The 17,131-nt window shown below is 34.3% G+C and carries 12 protein-coding genes; 8 read left to right on the forward strand and 4 right to left on the reverse strand.

The features are described 5' to 3' along the window. Positions 1-47 precede the first annotated feature (47 nt). The 3 genes from IC221_RS07585 (at position 48) to hemH (ending at position 3,288) form a co-directional block, all read left to right on the forward strand. Positions 48-815 (forward strand): GH25 family lysozyme, encoded by a 768-nt coding sequence (locus IC221_RS07585; protein WP_188168379.1) that lies wholly within the window; start codon positions 48-50, stop codon positions 813-815. A 79-nt stretch (positions 816-894) separates the two neighbouring features. Continuing rightward, positions 895-2,100: a hybrid sensor histidine kinase/response regulator gene (locus IC221_RS07590; protein ID WP_188168380.1), complete on the forward strand. Its 1,206-nt coding sequence runs from the start codon at positions 895-897 to the stop codon at positions 2,098-2,100. Positions 2,101-2,238: 138 nt separating this feature from the next. Beyond that, positions 2,239-3,288, forward strand: coding sequence for a ferrochelatase (gene hemH / locus IC221_RS07595; protein WP_188168381.1), 1,050 nt, complete (start codon positions 2,239-2,241; stop codon positions 3,286-3,288). A gap of 6 nt (positions 3,289-3,294) precedes the next feature. Here hemH and IC221_RS07600 read toward each other — a convergent pair whose 3' ends face one another. Continuing rightward, positions 3,295-3,510, reverse strand: a complete 216-nt coding sequence (locus tag IC221_RS07600) for a hypothetical protein (RefSeq protein ID WP_188168382.1) — start codon at positions 3,508-3,510, stop codon at positions 3,295-3,297. A 127-nt stretch (positions 3,511-3,637) separates the two neighbouring features. On the opposite strand from IC221_RS07600, the gene IC221_RS07605 reads away from it, so the two are divergent. Together IC221_RS07605 and IC221_RS07610 are read left to right on the forward strand one after the other, a co-directional pair. Continuing rightward, positions 3,638-5,443, forward strand: coding sequence for a TrkH family potassium uptake protein (locus IC221_RS07605; RefSeq protein ID WP_188168383.1), 1,806 nt, complete (start codon positions 3,638-3,640; stop codon positions 5,441-5,443). Between the two features lie 2 nt (positions 5,444-5,445). Next, positions 5,446-6,183, forward strand: a complete 738-nt coding sequence (locus IC221_RS07610; protein ID WP_188168384.1) for a TrkA family potassium uptake protein — start codon at positions 5,446-5,448, stop codon at positions 6,181-6,183. Positions 6,184-6,189: 6 nt separating this feature from the next. On the opposite strand, the gene IC221_RS07615 is transcribed toward IC221_RS07610, so the two are convergent. After that, entirely contained in the window at positions 6,190-7,458 is a 1,269-nt protein-coding gene (locus IC221_RS07615) for a glycosyltransferase family 4 protein (protein WP_188168385.1), read from the reverse strand. A 22-nt stretch (positions 7,459-7,480) separates the two neighbouring features. Next, positions 7,481-8,701: an NADH-quinone oxidoreductase subunit D gene (locus tag IC221_RS07620; protein ID WP_188168386.1), complete on the reverse strand. Its 1,221-nt coding sequence runs from the start codon at positions 8,699-8,701 to the stop codon at positions 7,481-7,483. A gap of 266 nt (positions 8,702-8,967) precedes the next feature. On the opposite strand from IC221_RS07620, the gene IC221_RS07625 reads away from it, so the two are divergent. Continuing rightward, on the forward strand, positions 8,968-10,833 hold the full coding sequence (locus IC221_RS07625; protein ID WP_188168387.1) for a DUF349 domain-containing protein: 1,866 nt from the start codon (positions 8,968-8,970) through the stop codon (positions 10,831-10,833). Positions 10,834-10,906: 73 nt separating this feature from the next. On the opposite strand, the gene IC221_RS07630 is transcribed toward IC221_RS07625, so the two are convergent. Next, positions 10,907-12,940 (reverse strand): tetratricopeptide repeat protein, encoded by a 2,034-nt coding sequence (locus tag IC221_RS07630; RefSeq protein ID WP_188168388.1) that lies wholly within the window; start codon positions 12,938-12,940, stop codon positions 10,907-10,909. 464 nt (positions 12,941-13,404) lie between these two features. Between IC221_RS07630 and ffh the strand changes: the two genes are divergently transcribed. Both ffh and IC221_RS07640 read left to right on the forward strand, forming a co-directional pair. After that, complete coding sequence (gene ffh / locus IC221_RS07635; RefSeq protein ID WP_188168389.1) at positions 13,405-14,775, forward strand: signal recognition particle protein; 1,371 nt, start codon at positions 13,405-13,407, stop codon at positions 14,773-14,775. A gap of 326 nt (positions 14,776-15,101) precedes the next feature. Continuing rightward, positions 15,102-17,099, forward strand: coding sequence for an LruC domain-containing protein (locus IC221_RS07640; RefSeq protein WP_188168390.1), 1,998 nt, complete (start codon positions 15,102-15,104; stop codon positions 17,097-17,099). Positions 17,100-17,131: the final 32 nt, after the last annotated feature.

Genomic DNA, 17,131 nt, shown 5'->3' on the forward strand with positions numbered 1-17,131 from the left:
ATGGAACGGTGTTGGTATTAAAAGTAATTTTTGATTGAGTAATTAAAGTGAAAAAACTTATAATTCTCTTAGGTGTTGTAGTTGCACTACTGTCTTTGCTATTTTTTAATATAACTTTTAGAAAAAGAGTAGACTATAATGTGCATGGAATTGACATTTCCCATTATCAAAAAGATGTCGATTTCAAAGAAGTGGTCAATGATGGTTTTTCCTTTGTGTTTATGAAGGCTACAGAGGGTAAACATCTTAAGGATCGTCATTTTGATAAAAATTGGAAAGCAGCACATCAAGAGGGAATTATAAAATCAGCTTATCATTTTTTCAGACCAAAAGTGGACCCTTATGCTCAAGCAGATTGGTTTGTAAAGCATGTGAAATTGGGAAAAGGTGATCTGCCGCCAGTTTTGGATGTTGAAACTTTTGATGGTGTTCCAATTCATACTATTAGGGAAAATGTAAGTATTTGGTTAAACTTAATTGAAAAAAAATACGGTATTAGGCCAATCATTTATACTAATCATTCTTTTTATCACGATGTCTTCTATCATCGCAAAGCATTTGAGAAATATCCTATTTGGATTGCCGCTTATGGGAAAGTTTTCAAACCTATTTTGAAAGATGAAAGGAAAGATTGGAGTATGTGGCAATACACTGACAGAGGAAATTCACGTGGAATTGAAGGAGATGTAGATCTTAATGTTTTTCATGGCACCATTGAAGATTTGAAGCGAATGTGCATTCCCGGAAAGCATGAGGTAGAGGATTTAAAAATCCATATTCCGAAGTCATTGCCAAAAGTTGGGTATAGTAAGTAAAAAAAATATAATTTATTCGATTTACATCTATTTACTTTGTAATTTTGGCACCTAAGCGAAAAAGATAGAATTTATTTATATGGATAGTGTTCAAACGAAAAAGAGTAAACCAACAGTACTCTATGTAGATGATGAACAACAAAATTTAGTTTCTTTTAGAGCTGGATTCAGAAAGGTATATAAAGTGTTGATAGCGAATAGTGGAGATGAAGCCTTAGAAATCCTAAAAGAAGAACATCAAAATATTAGCGTAGTCATTTCAGATCAGCGTATGCCTAAAATGACGGGTGTAGAGCTTTTTGAGAACGTCAGAGAGTTGTACCCTGAAATCATGCGTATTGTTTTGACAGGTTACAGTGATGTTCAAGATATTATCAATGCCATTAGTAAAGGTGAAGTATACCGTTACATTACAAAGCCTTGGAACAGAGATGAGCTAATGGTTACGATTGATAACGCCATTGAAGCTTATAATCTTAAGGTTGAAAATAGAAGGTTATTCTACTCACTTCAGGAAGCCAATGAGAAATTGGAGGAAAAAGTGAAAAGTAGAACGAAAGCACTTCAAGTTCAAAATGAGGAACTGATTGAGTTAGATGGTGAGAAAAACCATTTGATTGGTATTGTTGCTCATGATTTAAAAAGTCCATTAAGTCAAATTGATGGATTGATTGAATTAATGAAGTTTGATATGGAAACATTCAGCTCTGAGCAAAAAGAATATATTTCCATGATTCAAGATTCTATTAAAAAGCAAGAAGAGTTAATTACTCAAATATTAGATCTCAATGCTTTAGAATCTCAAACCTCTAACTTGGCGATTCAACCTCTTGATTTATCAAAGCTAGTAAAAGAAGGGGTAGAGCGCTTTGAATTAACGGCTCAGAAGAAAGAGATCACAATTGAAGTTGATGCAGGGGAGAATTTGCATGCAAATGTAGATGAAACCTATTTTGGTCAAATATTACAAAACTTGGTTTCTAATGCTGTAAAGTTCAGTCCAAAGGGTAAAAAGATTAATGTTTTCATTCAAGAAGAAGAAGACAACCTGGAAGTTCATATTAAGGATGAAGGACCTGGTTTGAATGAGAATGATAAGAAAAAGCTATTCGGTCGATTCCAGAAGCTATCAGCAAGACCTACTGGAGGAGAGCATAGCACGGGACTCGGTCTTTCCATCGTAAAGAAAATGGTGGAAGATATGAATGGTACTGTTTCTTGTGAATCTACCTATGGAGAAGGAGCTGATTTTATTGTAGCATTTAAAAAAGTGAATGAAAATTAAAACTTTCATCACATATATAGGTTAGTTTAATAACAGTAGAATCTTTACTAAACAATATGATTTAGTAAAGATTCGTTTTTTATAGACATTAATCCACCTTTGATATATTGAGGTGGGTCATTTACTACATAACGACAAATGAAAAAAGGGGTATTACTAGTCAATTTGGGAACACCTGATAGCAATAATACAGGTGATGTAAGAAAGTATTTAAGAGAATTTCTAATGGACGAAAGGGTAATTGATATTCCTTTCTATAAAAGATGGCCATTAGTCAACTTAATTATTGCTCCTTTTAGAGCTCCGAAATCAGCCGCTGAATATAAGAAAGTATGGACGGAAAACGGTTCTCCTTTACTTTTTTATGGAATTGAATGTAAAAAGTTACTTCAAGAAAGGCTAGGAGAAGGCTATCATGTGGCTTTGGGGATGAGATACCAAAACCCTTCTATTGAAAGCGCCTTGAATGAGCTGAGAAAAAATGATATCTCTGAAATTGTTGTTGTTCCTTTATTCCCACAATATGCATCAGCTACCACGGGTTCTGTAGCTCAAAAGGTAATGGAATTGACACAGAACTGGCAAGTAATTCCAGATGTGAGTTATGTACAACATTATCACCGTCATCCATTATACATTAAGACATTTGCTGATATTGGAAATAAATATTTACGCTCTCATGACTATGACCATGTAATTTTTAGTTTCCATGGACTTCCTGAGCGTCAAATTATCAAGGCCGGTATTAAAACATGTTGTAAACTAAGAGGAGAAGGTGGAAAATGTAATCGCAAAAGTTACCCTAAAAATACCTTTTGCTATCGTTCAGCCTGCTTTGAAACAGCTGATCTAATAGCAAAAGAATTAGGTCTTTCAGATGATAAATACAGTGTTTGTTTCCAATCTAGATTAGGAAAAGACCCATGGATTCAGCCTTACACCGAAGATACCATCATCAATCTTACGAAGGAAGGTAAGAAAAGTGTCCTAGCTTTCTCACCAGCATTTGTTGCGGATTGTCTCGAAACAACGGTGGAAGTAGGTGAAGAATATAAGGAAGTATTTGAGGAAAATGGAGGAGAACATTGGCAATTAGTTGAAAGCCTTAATGATCACCCTATGTGGATAAAGTGTCTTGAAGATTTAGTAAAGGGTAATGAAGCACACGTTCCTGAAATGTTCGATTAGGAAATATTAACCCTTCCAGTCGACTTTAACTGATATATCTTTATGTTCTGATTTGAGGGCTAAAATGTGTTTTTTGACATTTTCTAATTGTTCTTCTGAAGAAAGTTCTTCTTCTACTGAATTGATTTCTTGTATTTTATCAATAAAGGATAAATCTTTCAATAACTCTTTAATGATAGATGCATTTTTATCATCTTTCACTGATACAATTAACTGTGTCATAATAATGAGGGATTTGTGAATTTTTTTTGTTAATCTTGAATTTATACGTTGTTTTTTAAACTCTGTTTAATGAAGACAATTATATTTAGTGAATAGACAGTTAAAATTCTTTAAGAAGATCTAATAAATGCCTGATAAACAGAAAATAAGATTGTTGAAGCTTGTCTTGACAATCTATAAAGTTGTTGTTGAGCAAAGGAATGTATGGATCAATAACCTACAGAACTGGTTAGAAAAACACAATCCTAAGATTGAATTACTATTAGGAATCGCCGCATTATCAACATTAATTTATACTCAGGGCTTTAGCTTAAATAAAGCCGAACTTGTAGAAGTGGTAAAGTATGATAGATGGATTGCCACAACATATGCGATTGTCATCCTGATAAAACTCTTCTTTTTAAAAGACAAGAAAATATTCATAAAGGAAAATGCAATAAATCTTCTTTTTATATTTTCTATTCTTGTGATACTAGTTGTCCGAGTATTCTTTATGGATAACTATCAAGAAGATAACGAGCATTGGGGATGGTCAACATATATTGTGGTAGTTCAGGTTATCATGATTGTCGCTAGTTTAGACTCACTAGCCAATAACCGTTCAACATGGTTATTCTTTACTGCAAATAGTACATCAATGATTGTGGGTTCCCTTCTTTTTATTATTGTTATGGGAACGGGATTATTGATGTTACCCGAAGCGACTTTACAACCAATTAATTGGGTTGATGCATTATTTACCTCCACTTCAGCTGTTTGTGTGACAGGTTTAGCTCCATTTAATATCAGCGAAGTATTTACATTCAAAGGACAATTGATCTTAATGTTCTTGTTCCAGATTGGTGGGTTGGGAATTGTGACATTGACAACTTTTATCGCCTTGACGATTCAGAAAGGAGTTAAAATTAGAGAAGAGTTTATGATTCAAGATATGGTTGAATCGGACAGTATTAGCTCTTCTGCAGATATTCTAAAGAAGATTTTTTATATCACTTTTACAATTGAACTAATCGGTGCTGTTGCATTGTATATTGCTTGGGGTGATTTAAACCTATCAAATACAGATCGCATCTTTGTTTCCATTTTTCACTCTATCTCTGCTTTCTGTAATGCCGGCTTTTCAAATTTCCCAAATGGATTACAGGGGAATGAATTCTCTACGGATTGGTTTTCAGGAACGATCATTATGTTGTTGATTATCGTTGGTGGTATAGGTTTCAAGACTTATAGTCAAGTTTTTAAGCGTAAAGAAAAATTCAAAAGAAACCTCTGTTTACAATCTCGTATTTCCATCAATGTAACAATCTTTTTGATTTTTTTTGGTGCCATAGGGTTATACATTACTGATTTTAATTTATGGAATAGTCAACCTGCATCGGATTCAATATTTCAGATATTTTTTACCAGTATTACATGTCGTACTGCCGGTTTTTCTGTAGTTGAGGTGGGAGATTTATCAGTAGGAAGTATTATGATGATGATTATGCTGATGTACATTGGTGGGGCGCCGAACTCGACAGCAGGTGGGATTAAGGTAACGACGGCCTACATTCTTTTGAAATATTTAAAGGCTCAAATAACAGGGCATAATCATGTGCATATAGGTTGGAATACCATTGAAGAATCTTCTATACGTAGAGCGGTCATTGTGTTTATGATGTCGATCTTGTTATCTTTCTTTGGTTTATTTTTGTTGGTAATTGCTGAGCCTTTATTGGAAACGGAAGATTTATTTTTCGAGTTTTTCTCAGCAATGGGTACAGCAGGGTTGTCAAGAGGTATTACTGCTGAACTTTCCATGTTTGGGAAATTGTTGATTGCACTTATTATGTTTTCAGGTAAAATTGGATTATTTACATTAGTATCATTATTAGGTGAAAATCATGATAACTTTAAATATCGTTATCCAGAAACATCAATTTTAGTTGGTTAGAAATGAAAAAGGTAGAAAAACGATTTGTATTAATTGGTATGGGTGCTTTCGGTATTGAAGTCGCCCTCACCTTAAGAGATAGTGAAGAAGACTTACTAATCATTTTACATAATGATTTTGAATCTGTAAGAGAATCAAAAGATAGTTTTATTACTCTGAAGAGGTTGAGAGAGATGGGCTTTGAATATCTTTACGAAACAGATACAACTAACCCATTAGCACTAAAAAAACACATTAAGCCTACTGATACTGTTATTTTATCACATGGTAAGAACTTTGAGACAAAACTATTGGCAATAGAGGCATTGAAAGAAATAGGTGTACATGAGATTTTTGCTCGTGCAACTCGAGATATGCATGCCAAAGTTTTGGGTAAAATGGGGATATCGAGAGTGATTTTTCCTGAAAAACAAGAAGGAAAGAGGTTTGCTTTGGAGTTGATGAATAATCAAGTGAAAGCAATGGACGAAGTGGCTCCTGGTGTGTACATTGTAGAATTGGACGTTCCGAAAGTGTTTCTAGGTAAGAGTATTAGAACTTTGAAATTTAGAGATAACTATCATGTATCCGTGATTTGTTTGAAAGAGAATTCACACTCAGTACATAAAAAAGTAGAGGAGCAAGAAGAAAAAGTCTTCATTCAAGACTTTAGAGATATTACACTTTGTGAGAATCATACACTAGTTCTAGCAGGAGCAAAAGAACGCTTGAAGCAGGTAACGGACCTTGTGGATCAATAAAGGTTTTTATGCAAATATAAGATGATGAGTTACGGTTTTCAATGCTTCATAAAACGTTGAGAACTGTAAATCCCTATCATAATGGTTTACAGCAGCTTTTCTTGATTGGGTTGATAAAAGTTGAAATTCTTGATCGGATAACTGCTGTAAAGTTTTAATATTGTTGGTCAATTGTACAAGGTCATTAGGTCTAGAAGTAAAGCCACATTGATGTTTTTGTACCAATTGTTCACCTTCCCCTTGGCCATGAAATAAAATAGGCATCCCTAAACTAAGACTTTCATACAATTTGGCGGGTAAAGTCCCTTTGACATATTTCTTCTGAGAAATAAGTGCTACATCATATTGCTTTACAACTTCAGGGACTTCTTTATAGTGGACCTTGGGATGTAAAATCACATTTTGGAGTTGATTTTTGATGATATAGTTCTTGATTTTATTTTTCTCTATACCATCACCATAGATGTGTAATTCGCAATTTAAAGCATCAAAAGACACTTTTTGAATGAGATCTAATATGCCATGTGCAACCCCTAAAACACCTGTATATACAATTTTTAATTTTTCACCTCTTTGTACATTTTTATGAGGATGAAAAACATTAATATCAGCACCAATTCTATAAAGAAAAACATCATTGAAGTTTAAATCTTGGATGTAGCTCTTTGTCTCATCAGATTGAGTAATAATAAAATCAGCTTTACTGTAATAAAATTTTTCAAGCCTATGCAAAATTTGATATGCGATAGAATTGGTTTTAATACTCCCTAAATCAACCATGGCTTGTGGCCAAAGGTCTGAAACATTAAGTACAAGTTTTACTTTTTGAATCCTTTTTAAAAGAATACCCAATAGAGGTAATGTGATAGGAGGTGTTTGAACGATAACAACATCAATTTGCTTTTTCTTAAGTAGGTTCATCGAAAAAAGCATACTTAATAGCATTGTTGTCATGCTTAATAGGCGTAATATCGCACTATTTTGTTGAGACGGTATTAGCCAATGCCTAAAAACGTCTATACCGTTGATCTTTGTGTGACGCCTTAACTTAAAGAAATCTTTACGTTGAAGTTTTCCTTTTGGATAATAGGGGTGAGAAGTCAAAACGGTGACGTTGTGTCCAATAGCATGAAAGCTTTCCGCCATATGCGCATACTGATGAGGTGCTGCTCCAAAATCTGGCGGATAGCAATGAGTGATAATACAAATGTTTAAGTCTGTATTATTACTAATGTATTCATTGATATTTTTAAACTTATTGGACTTTAATATCATTCTCTTTCAAAAATGACCAGTGTTAACGGTCTACTTCTCCCATAACAACATCAATTGAGCCAATTATCGCAATTAAGTCTGATAATAATACTCCTCTTGAAATTTCAGGTAAGACTGATAAATTACAAAAAGAACATGCTCTTACTTTTAAACGTTCAGGTATGTCAGATTTACCATTTGTTCTAAAGAAAAATCCTAACTCACCTTTTGGATTTTCAGCTCTGCTGTAAAAATCCATTGCTTTAGGTCGGATTTTCTTCGGAACCAAAGCTTGAGGGTCAAAATTACGATCTCTTTTGTGATCTGTAGTTAATTGTTTTAAACACTGTTTCATGATTTTTAATGACTCCCAGCATTCTAAAACCCTTACATTAGTTCTGTCCCAACAATCACCGACAGTACCCATTTTTCCTTCACCGATTGGAATTTCGAAATCTAATTCAGGATAAACAGAATAGCCATCTACTCTTCTCAAATCATGAGCTAGACCCGACCCTCTTAAAACAGGTCCCGAGGTGCCGTAATTAATAGCAACATCTAAAGGAAGGACACCTACATTAGCTGTTCTTTCTATGAATATTTTGTTATCAATAATAAGTTCTTTTAACTCCTGTAGCTTAGGCTCAAAATACTCAATAAACTCCTTGCATTTTTCCTCAAAACCGACAGGTAAATCATAATATAAACCTCCAATCCATATGTAATTGTACAACATTCTTGCTCCTGAAGTCCATTCTAATAAGCGAAGGATATGTTCTCTATCTCTCATCAACCATAAGAATGGAGTAAAAGCACCAATGTCTAATCCGTATGTTCCGATTGCGATAAAATGAGAGGCTAATCGGTTTAATTCAGCCACTAATACCCTAATATACTCAACTCGTTTTGGAATTTTCTCATCTATTCCCATCATTTTTTCAACACCCATGGCAAAAGCATGCTCAGAATTAATAGCAGCCATATAATCCATACGGTCTACGTAAGGGATAATTTGTTGAAAATTGAGGTTTTCGGCGTGTTTTTCAAAACAACGATGCAAGTAGCCTAAGTGAGGAACTGTATCTACAACATATTCTCCATCTGTTAATACTTCAAGACGTAATACACCGTGCGTAGAAGGGTGATGAGGACCTAGGTTGATCACCATTTCCTCCATTTTAAGTTTTGATGCATCGAATAAATTCTTTGAAGAATTAATTAGATGATCTTCTTGAAACTGATATTGAATTTGTCTTTTTTCCATATTTTGTTTGTCCTCAGATTTTCAAAATTGATAGATAAACATCAAAAATTCAAGAAAAATGAGAAGACCTTCCCTAATTCCATTAATAAAACTGTAAAATTGGGATCAAAATGATTGAATCATTATTATAAATAGCAAAAATGTTTAATTTTGTCCGAGAAAAATCTATCCCTTTTATGGGGTGTTTTTTGGCCAATGGTCCATCCTGCTCAATGATAATGGATGGTCAGTAGTATATATTGATGCACTTTTAACCGCTTTTTAAGATGGGTACACCACAAGATGAAACTCAGGCAAACGAAATCCAAGAATCTAATGCAGTTGAGAACACTGCTTCACAATTAGACGATGTCGCTGATATGGGTGATGACGTAGCAGATTTTGGTGATGATGAGTCTTCACAAACAGTTGAAGAAGAATTACAAGAAGATGTAGATTTCTCTAGCCACTCAAAAGAGGAGCTTTTAAAGGAAATCCAAAAGCTAGTAGGTAATTCTGATGTTGTTAAAGCTGAGAAAATCGCGAAGCAAATCAAAGAAGTTTTTGAACCTCTAAGAAAGGAAGAAGAAGCTAAAGCTCGTGAGGAATTCAAAGCTAGCAATGGTGATGTAGAAGGTTTTGAATATGCAGACGCTGACGCAAAAGCATTTTACGAAGCTTTCGGTACAATTAGAACAAGCCGTCGTCAACATTTTGAGCAAATGCAAAAAATGCGTGACGATAACTTAAAGAAAAAGCGTAGTATCATTGCCCAAGTGAAAGAGTTGATTGAAACAACTGATGACAAAGGGGTAATGAACAAAGTGAAGGAACTACAAGCTCAATGGAAAACAATTGGTGCGGTTCCTCAACAAAATGCTGAAGAAATCTATAAGACATATGGAGCTCTTTTAGACAGATTCTATGATCAAATGAGCATTGAATTTGAATTGAAAGAGTTGGATAGACAAAAGAACTTAAAAGCGAAAAAAGGTTTAATTGAAAGAGCTCAAAAACTTATTGATGTAGAAAATATCAATGATGCAGTAGTTTCTTTAAACCAATATCACGAAGAGTTCAGAAACATTGGTCCAGTTCCAAAAGAGGAGAAGGATAATATCTGGAATGCATTTAAAGAAATTTCAGATAAGATCTACGATAAAAAGAGAAAGCACGCTGAAGAATTCAAGAAAGTGTTAGAAGAAAACATGACATTGAAGCAGGCATTGTGCTTAAAAGTAGAGCCATTCTCAACTTTCGATACTGACCGTATCAAAGAGTGGAACGAGGAGACAAAGAAATTATTAGCAGTTCAGAAAGAGTGGGAAGCAATTGGTCCAGTTCCAAGAGAAGTGGCAAATGGCATCAACAAACAATTCTGGGCAAACTTCAAACAATTCTTTGCAAATAAGAACAAGTTCTTCGAAGTATTAGAAGCTCAAAGAGCCGTAAACTTAGAGAAGAAGAAAGCTTTAGTTGAAAAAGCAGAAGAATTAAAAGAATCTTCAGATTGGAATGCTACTGCTGATGCATTGATCGCTTTACAAAAAGAGTGGAAAGGTATTGGCCCAGTTCCTGAAAAATTCAGAGATTCTGTATATGCTGAATTCAAGGCAGCTTGTGATGCATTCTTCGAAAGAAAGCGTAACAAGCGTCAAGAAGAGTCAAAAGAGTTTATCGAAAACTTGAAGAAAAAAGAAGAGGTATGTTTAGAGATTTCTAAACTTGTTGCTGATAAAGCTGCTTTCGACCAAAAGTTATTGGACGAAAAAGCTGAAGCATTCTTCGCTATCGGTTTTGTACCTCGTAAAGAAAAAGATGCTATCGTTGACAAATTTGTTGCTGTAGTAGAGGAGTATGTAGGTAACTCAGAGGATTTAGACGAAAAAGGTAAGCTACAAGCATTGGCTACAGTATTCAATCACCTTCCAGGTGGTGGTAACCGTCTAAGAAACCAAGAGCAAAACATCAGAACTCGTATCAAAAACTTAGAGGATGATATTGCTTTATGGCAAAACAACTTAGCATTCTTTGCAAATTCTAAAACAGCGAACAAGTTGTTAGAGGAATACAACGTGAAGATTGATGAGGCAAAAGTTGAGGTTGCTAAATTGAAAGATCAATTGAAAGTGATCAGAAGCATGGAGTCTTAGTCTTTAAGATAATTCATATAAAAAAGGCATTCACAATTCGTTTTGTGAATGCCTTTTCTTTTCTAAAATATTATTAATTCATACAGAGATCTTCGTACTTCGATTCGATTTTAATTCCTAAAGCTTTCGCCTTTTGGAAGCCATTACAAGCTTTGTATTTATCTCCCTTTTGGAATAAAAGAGTTGCTTGAGTATAAAATAGCTCTCCTTTGATGTTTGAATAATCGTCTTTAAAGCCTTTTAATTGGCTAAAATCATCTGATTTCGCTAAAGCAATATCGATCTGAAGTAAAGCACTACTCACTTCATCTACCGATGCATATGCGATAGCTTGTTTATTTAAAACATCGATAAATTCCTTGTGGTTGCCATTAGCTTCATCAAAGCTTTTGATATATAAATCATATTGTTTGATGGCTTCAAAGTAATTTTCTTCTTGAATTTGAATATCGGCAATGATCAGATAAGCTTCAGGGTTAGTATCCGTATTTTTACTATCGACAGCCACTGAACGAGTCATGTACTGACTTGCGTAATTCATCGCTTCAGGTTGATTGCTGGCAGCAGTTACTTCGGTGGTTGTATTTTTCTGATAGGCATAAAGTTGTGCCATTTTTAAATAAGCATCTTGATTACCTAATGCAATTGCTTTTTTATAGTGAACTTCAGCCTTTGATAAATCTTGTGGAGTCTGGCATTTTCCATCTTTGTAAATATCACCTAAGTAAAGTTCTGCTTCAGCCGAATTTTGTCCAGCAGCTTTACTTAACCAATGGATGGCTGATATTTTTTCTTTTTTGTAATAGTATTTACCCAACATTAATTGAGCATCTAAATTACCTTGATTTGCTAAATATGTCGCATATTCAAGGTCGCTCTTGTCTAAGTACTTTGAGATGTCATATTGTTTTAAAGCGACTTTTGCCGAATAAACACCATGATTAGCAGCTTTCATGTACCACTTAATTGCCGTTGCTTCACTTTGTGCTACACCTTCACCCATAGCATACATATTGCCTAATAAGTACTCCGCAGAGTCAGAACCAACATAGGCAGCTTGTCTTCTCCATTTGAATGCCGATGTAGTACTTTTTTGGAGTGGGGGTGTACCATTAAAATATAAATCAGCAAGAGATAACATAGCAGGTTGATAATCTTGCAATGCTGCTCTCTGTAGAAATTCAACCTTTTTTAATTCATCCTCTTTGGATGGATTTGCTTTGTTAGCATATAATAAATAGAGCTCATATTGAGCCTCAGCGTCATTGTCTGCTAAAGCTTTATACTGAACGTAATCAAGGTTATTAGGATCTACAAAAGTTTTGACGTCCATTTTTGACAACAGTTGAATGGCGTCTTTATTATTATTGTTGGCTGACTTAAGTAATAAGGCCACTGCCTTTCTAGAATCTTTACTTCCTAAAAGACCATTTTTATAGAATAATGCCAATTCATATTGAGCTTCGGGATGATTTTTTTCTGCTGCTTTTGTCAGTAATTCAAAACTCTTATTAAGGTCTTTTTCTACTTCATCTCCGTTTTTATAGGCTAATCCTAAAGCGTATTCAGATTGAGCATTACCGCTGTTTCCTAAATACTTTTGATAAAAGATATCTTTATTCTTGTTAGAGTAAGCGTCAAGATCTGCTTCTTTCAACAGTTCTCCTGCATCCTTAAAATCTTGATCCCATGCTCTAAGTAAATGATAGATCGCTTGATCTTGGTCTTTCCCTACGATTTGACCTTTGAGATAGTATTTTCCTAAAATATAATGAGCTTCAGCATTTTTACCGTTGGCTGCAATGTTATACAGTTTGATAACTTCAGTAGTCTCACCTTTTGCTTCTTTGATTTTAGCTAAATGCAATGCGGCAGCAGGGTGGTTTTGGATCACCGCTTTTTCATAATATTGAGTCGCTTTTTTGATACTTTTCTTCTCAACCAGACCTTCTTCGTAAGTTAGTCCTAATTGGTACCAAGCTTCAGGGTCATTATTAAATTTGGCTTGCTTTTTTAATGACTCAACGTCTTGGGCGAAGGAACTAACAAATACTAAAGAAAAGAAAATTACAAAAGTATACAGATATAATCTACTATTATATATCATTATAGTTATGAATGTGATATTTCAGTGAATTTTGTGCTTTGTAGTGAGTTCTATTTGACTGACAAAAAAGATATACCATGTACAGGACAAAAAACACAAGCTATTTATTTAAGATTGACAAAAATAATCTTATACTACTATAACACAGATTAATTGTATTTTCTTGTATCGAAGACGAATATTTTTTCAATTTTTTGAAGATTATTTTTCATTCTACTTTTATGTATTGTTTATCGATGTTTCTAATCCGCTGATTTGCAGTGAAAATCAAAATATTCACTCTTTGGTGTTGTTTTTTGTAATTCCCTTATAATAAGGTAGCTAAATTATATTGAATAATGTTGATTTTATTTAATTCAAAATAATCATTATTGAAGTGGAGTATTTATTGTAATTGATCCCATTAAATTTTATTTTTGCAGACTAATTAGAAATAGTATTAATACAAGGAATTCATATAATATATGTTTGATAATCTTAGTAACAGGATTGATCGTGCCATTAAAAACCTAAAAGGTGAAGGTTCGATCAGTGAAATTAACGTTGCTTCAACTGTAAAGGAGATTCGTCGTGCTTTACTAGAAGCCGATGTTAACTTTAAAGTAGCTAAAGAAATTACGAATGAAATTCGTGAACAAGCTTTAGGAGAGAACATTCTTATTGACGTAAAACCAGGTCAATTATTCACGAAAATTGTTAGTGATAAATTAACAGAGTTGATGGGTGGCGAAATGGTTGCTTTTGCTCCACAAGGTAACCCGGCAACTGTTTTGATTTCTGGTCTTCAAGGTTCTGGTAAAACTACTTTTACAGGTAAGCTTGGATTAAGATTAAAAAAACAAGGTCAACAAGTATTATTAGTTGCAGCTGACGTTTACCGTCCTGCCGCTATTGATCAGTTGGAAACATTGGGTGAGCAAATTGGTGTTGATGTTTACACTGAACGTGAAAACAAAAACCCTGTAGAGATTGCTCAAAACGCTGTTAAGTTTGCGAAACAAAACGGTAAAAGCATTGTTGTAGTCGATACAGCAGGTCGTTTAGCTGTTGATGAGCAAATGATGGCAGAGATCGAAGCTGTAAAGAAAGAATTGAACCCGTCAGAAACACTATTCGTAGTGGATTCGATGACTGGTCAAGATGCCGTAAATACAGCGAAGACCTTCAACGATCGTTTAGATTTTGATGGTGTTGTTCTTACAAAGTTAGATGGTGATACTCGTGGAGGTGCAGCTCTTTCTATTCGTAGAGTAGTAGACAAGCCTATCAAATTCATCTCAACTGGTGAGAAACTTGAAAATACTTTAGATGAGTTCTACCCAGATCGTATGGCTCAGCGTATCCTTGGTATGGGTGACGTTGTTTCATTAGTAGAAAGAGCTCAGCAAGCTTTCGATGAAGAAGAGGCGAGAAGATTAAATAAGAAATTAAGAAAGAACCAATTCGATTTTAATGACTTATTATCTCAAATCCAACACATCAAAAAGATGGGTGATTTGAAGGATTTGATTGGTATGGTTCCAGGTTTGAACAAAATGGTGAAAGATCAAGAAATTGATTCCGATGCATTCAAGCCAGTAGAAGCAATCATTCAATCAATGACTCCTTACGAAAGAATGAATCCAGATAGCTTAAACCAATCTCGTAAGAAGCGTTTAGCAAATGGTTCAGGTACTTCAGTGCAACAAGTAAATAACTTGATCAAGCAGTTTGAAGAAATGCGTAAGATGATGAAGAAAGTAAACAAAATGTCTGGTATTCCAGGTATGAGTAATAAAATGAAAGGTAAAAAGAAAGGATCTTTACGTAGCCGTTTAGGTGGTAAAAAGAGATAGTTTTACCTCATTGTGATATTTAAGAACCACTTTAATTTTAAATTAGAGTGGTTTTTTTTGTAGTATGAAAACTGTATTTCTCATTTCTTACATTAGATTTTAAAGTGCTTTAAACCTTTTTCATGTGAAGAAATAAAAGTGAAGGGACTATTCGTTTGATTATTGTATTATTTCAATATACATCATTATTATTAATGAAATTTGGGTTATTAAATTACATTATTCTTTTTTAAGAAGTTCAAACTTACATAATTGGAATGAATAATACTTTTGAGGTGTTATGTAAATGCGTTTGTAAACATTTAAAACCTAATAGTTATAGCTCAATGAATATCCAATCCTTTATTAAAATAGGTTTGATATTATCTCTTATCGGATTTTCTTTTTCATGTACTAAAACTGTTGAAGAAGAAATCAATGACGATTTAAATAATGATCCAACCCCCCAAACTAACAGTAGCGTAGATGATATTGAAGTACCTGCTGATTTTAACTATGATGTAACTCAATCTTTTAACATTGAAATCTCATCTTCTGCTTTTACAGGTAAAGCATTGTATTCTATCTATATGATAGATGATCAAGGTAATTACACCAAACTAGGGAATACTATTTCAAGTGAAGAAGGTAATTCTAGTTACAGAGTAACTTTACCTTCATATGTAGAAAGACTATATGTTGTCAAAAGACTCAAAGGTAAAGAGTGGTACAAGTTAGTGACAGTCACCAGTAATGAACTTGAAGTTGATTTTGATAAATTGGCTCAAGAAATGACTTCATCCAATAGAAGAGCTTTGGCAAGTTGTGAGGATTATGTTTATGCAATGAATCACCAAGGAGCCTTTTTTAGTATTGCCATTGAAAGTGATACGTATGACCAAACCGATTATGGTACCATCAACACTGGAGGCTATGCGATGGCTTACGATCAAGAAAATGATATTTTCTATTATGATGTAAATGGAACACTATATTCTTACAATAAAGATACAGAGACCACTTCTACCATTAAAAAGTTAACAACAGGTATAAGTGGATTAGATAACGGCTACCCAAGAATGGCTTTTAACAAATGGGATGGCTTACTTTACATTGGTAACGGTTCTAATTATGCCATGATTGATCCAACCAATGGTAATGTAGTCAAAACGCTTACCGGAACAGGAATTTCAAATAGTCAAAATGGAGGAGGAGACCTTACTTTCGGGTCTGATGGTACAATTTACCAAGCATGTTCGGGTGGTTTATTTAGATTGGCTGTAAATGAAGATAGTACAAACTTGGTTGCTACTAGGGTCAGTGCTGATAACTTCCCTTATTATCTTACAGGTGTGACGATAGACCGCTTTGACTATATCTATGCTTCGACAAATGAATCAAATAGTAAATTGATTTATATGGATGTAAAAGATGGTTCATTTATAGTAGTAGCTTCAGTAGGAAGAAAAATGAATGACCTTACATCGTTTAGATGTAGTGAGAGTGACTTTGAAGGAGAGGATTCTGATAATGATGGTATTGTAGATGGCTTTGATGATTATCCGAATGATCCTGATAAAGCTTTTGATCAATATACACCTGGTGAAAATGGATTTGGAACTTTTGCTTTTGAAGATTTATATCCACAAAAAGGAGATTATGACTTCAATGATATTATGGTACAATACAGACACAATTTTGTTGCAAATGGACAAAATAAAGTGGTGAAAGTGTATTCTACTTTTGTTGTGAAGTCTGTTCGTTCTGACTTACCGTGTGGTTTTGCTTATCAATTACCAATTCATGCGGATTCGATAGCTAGTGTGACAGGCTCTAAAATATTGACAGGAGTAGTTGCTTTAGATGCTAAAGGATTAGAAACAGGAATTGATCCTGCAGCACCTGTATTGATCGTTTTTGATAACCACTTTGGTTTGGTGAAAGGAGATGGTAATATTAAGAAAAGTGATGAATTCATTATTGAAACCACATTTGTCAATCCAGTGGACATGAGTTCGTTCCCAGTAGAGGGTTTCAATCCATTTATTTTTATCAATCAAGTGAGATCAAACGAATTGCACTTGGCCAATGGGACACCAACAGAAAAGTACGATCAATCGTTAAGAACTGCTGGAGAAGATAGTGGAAATTATAAAACGGCAGAAGGGCACCCATGGGGATTACATATTGCTCATAGATTCCACCCGCCAAAAGAAAGTATAGATATTACAAATGCATATGTAAACTTTAGAGAGTTTGTTGAAAGTGCTGGCGTCAATCGAAAAAATTGGTATACCGATGACGCAGGGAATCGAGAGACAAGTTTAATGTATTTTGATGAGTAACATAACCACAATGAAGAAATTACTTCTTCAAA

This window comes from Flammeovirga sp. EKP202 (assembly GCF_014534745.1).
Classification (GTDB): domain Bacteria; phylum Bacteroidota; class Bacteroidia; order Cytophagales; family Flammeovirgaceae; genus Flammeovirga.

Excerpts from the sequence above, each read along its gene's own strand:
- IC221_RS07590 (WP_188168380.1), top strand. The coding sequence starts at position 895 with ATGGATAGTGTTCAAACGAAAAAGAGTAAACCAACAGTACTCTATGTA.
- hemH (WP_188168381.1), top strand. The coding sequence starts at position 2,239 with ATGAAAAAAGGGGTATTACTAGTCAATTTGGGAACACCTGATAGCAAT.
- IC221_RS07600 (WP_188168382.1), bottom strand. The coding sequence starts at position 3,510 with ATGACACAGTTAATTGTATCAGTGAAAGATGATAAAAATGCATCTATC.
- IC221_RS07605 (WP_188168383.1), top strand. The coding sequence starts at position 3,638 with ATGCCTGATAAACAGAAAATAAGATTGTTGAAGCTTGTCTTGACAATC.
- IC221_RS07610 (WP_188168384.1), top strand. The coding sequence starts at position 5,446 with ATGAAAAAGGTAGAAAAACGATTTGTATTAATTGGTATGGGTGCTTTC.
- IC221_RS07615 (WP_188168385.1), bottom strand. The coding sequence starts at position 7,458 with ATGATATTAAAGTCCAATAAGTTTAAAAATATCAATGAATACATTAGT.
- IC221_RS07620 (WP_188168386.1), bottom strand. The coding sequence starts at position 8,701 with ATGGAAAAAAGACAAATTCAATATCAGTTTCAAGAAGATCATCTAATT.
- IC221_RS07625 (WP_188168387.1), top strand. The coding sequence starts at position 8,968 with ATGGGTACACCACAAGATGAAACTCAGGCAAACGAAATCCAAGAATCT.
- IC221_RS07630 (WP_188168388.1), bottom strand. The coding sequence starts at position 12,940 with ATGATATATAATAGTAGATTATATCTGTATACTTTTGTAATTTTCTTT.
- ffh (WP_188168389.1), top strand. The coding sequence starts at position 13,405 with ATGTTTGATAATCTTAGTAACAGGATTGATCGTGCCATTAAAAACCTA.
- IC221_RS07640 (WP_188168390.1), top strand. The coding sequence starts at position 15,102 with ATGAATATCCAATCCTTTATTAAAATAGGTTTGATATTATCTCTTATC.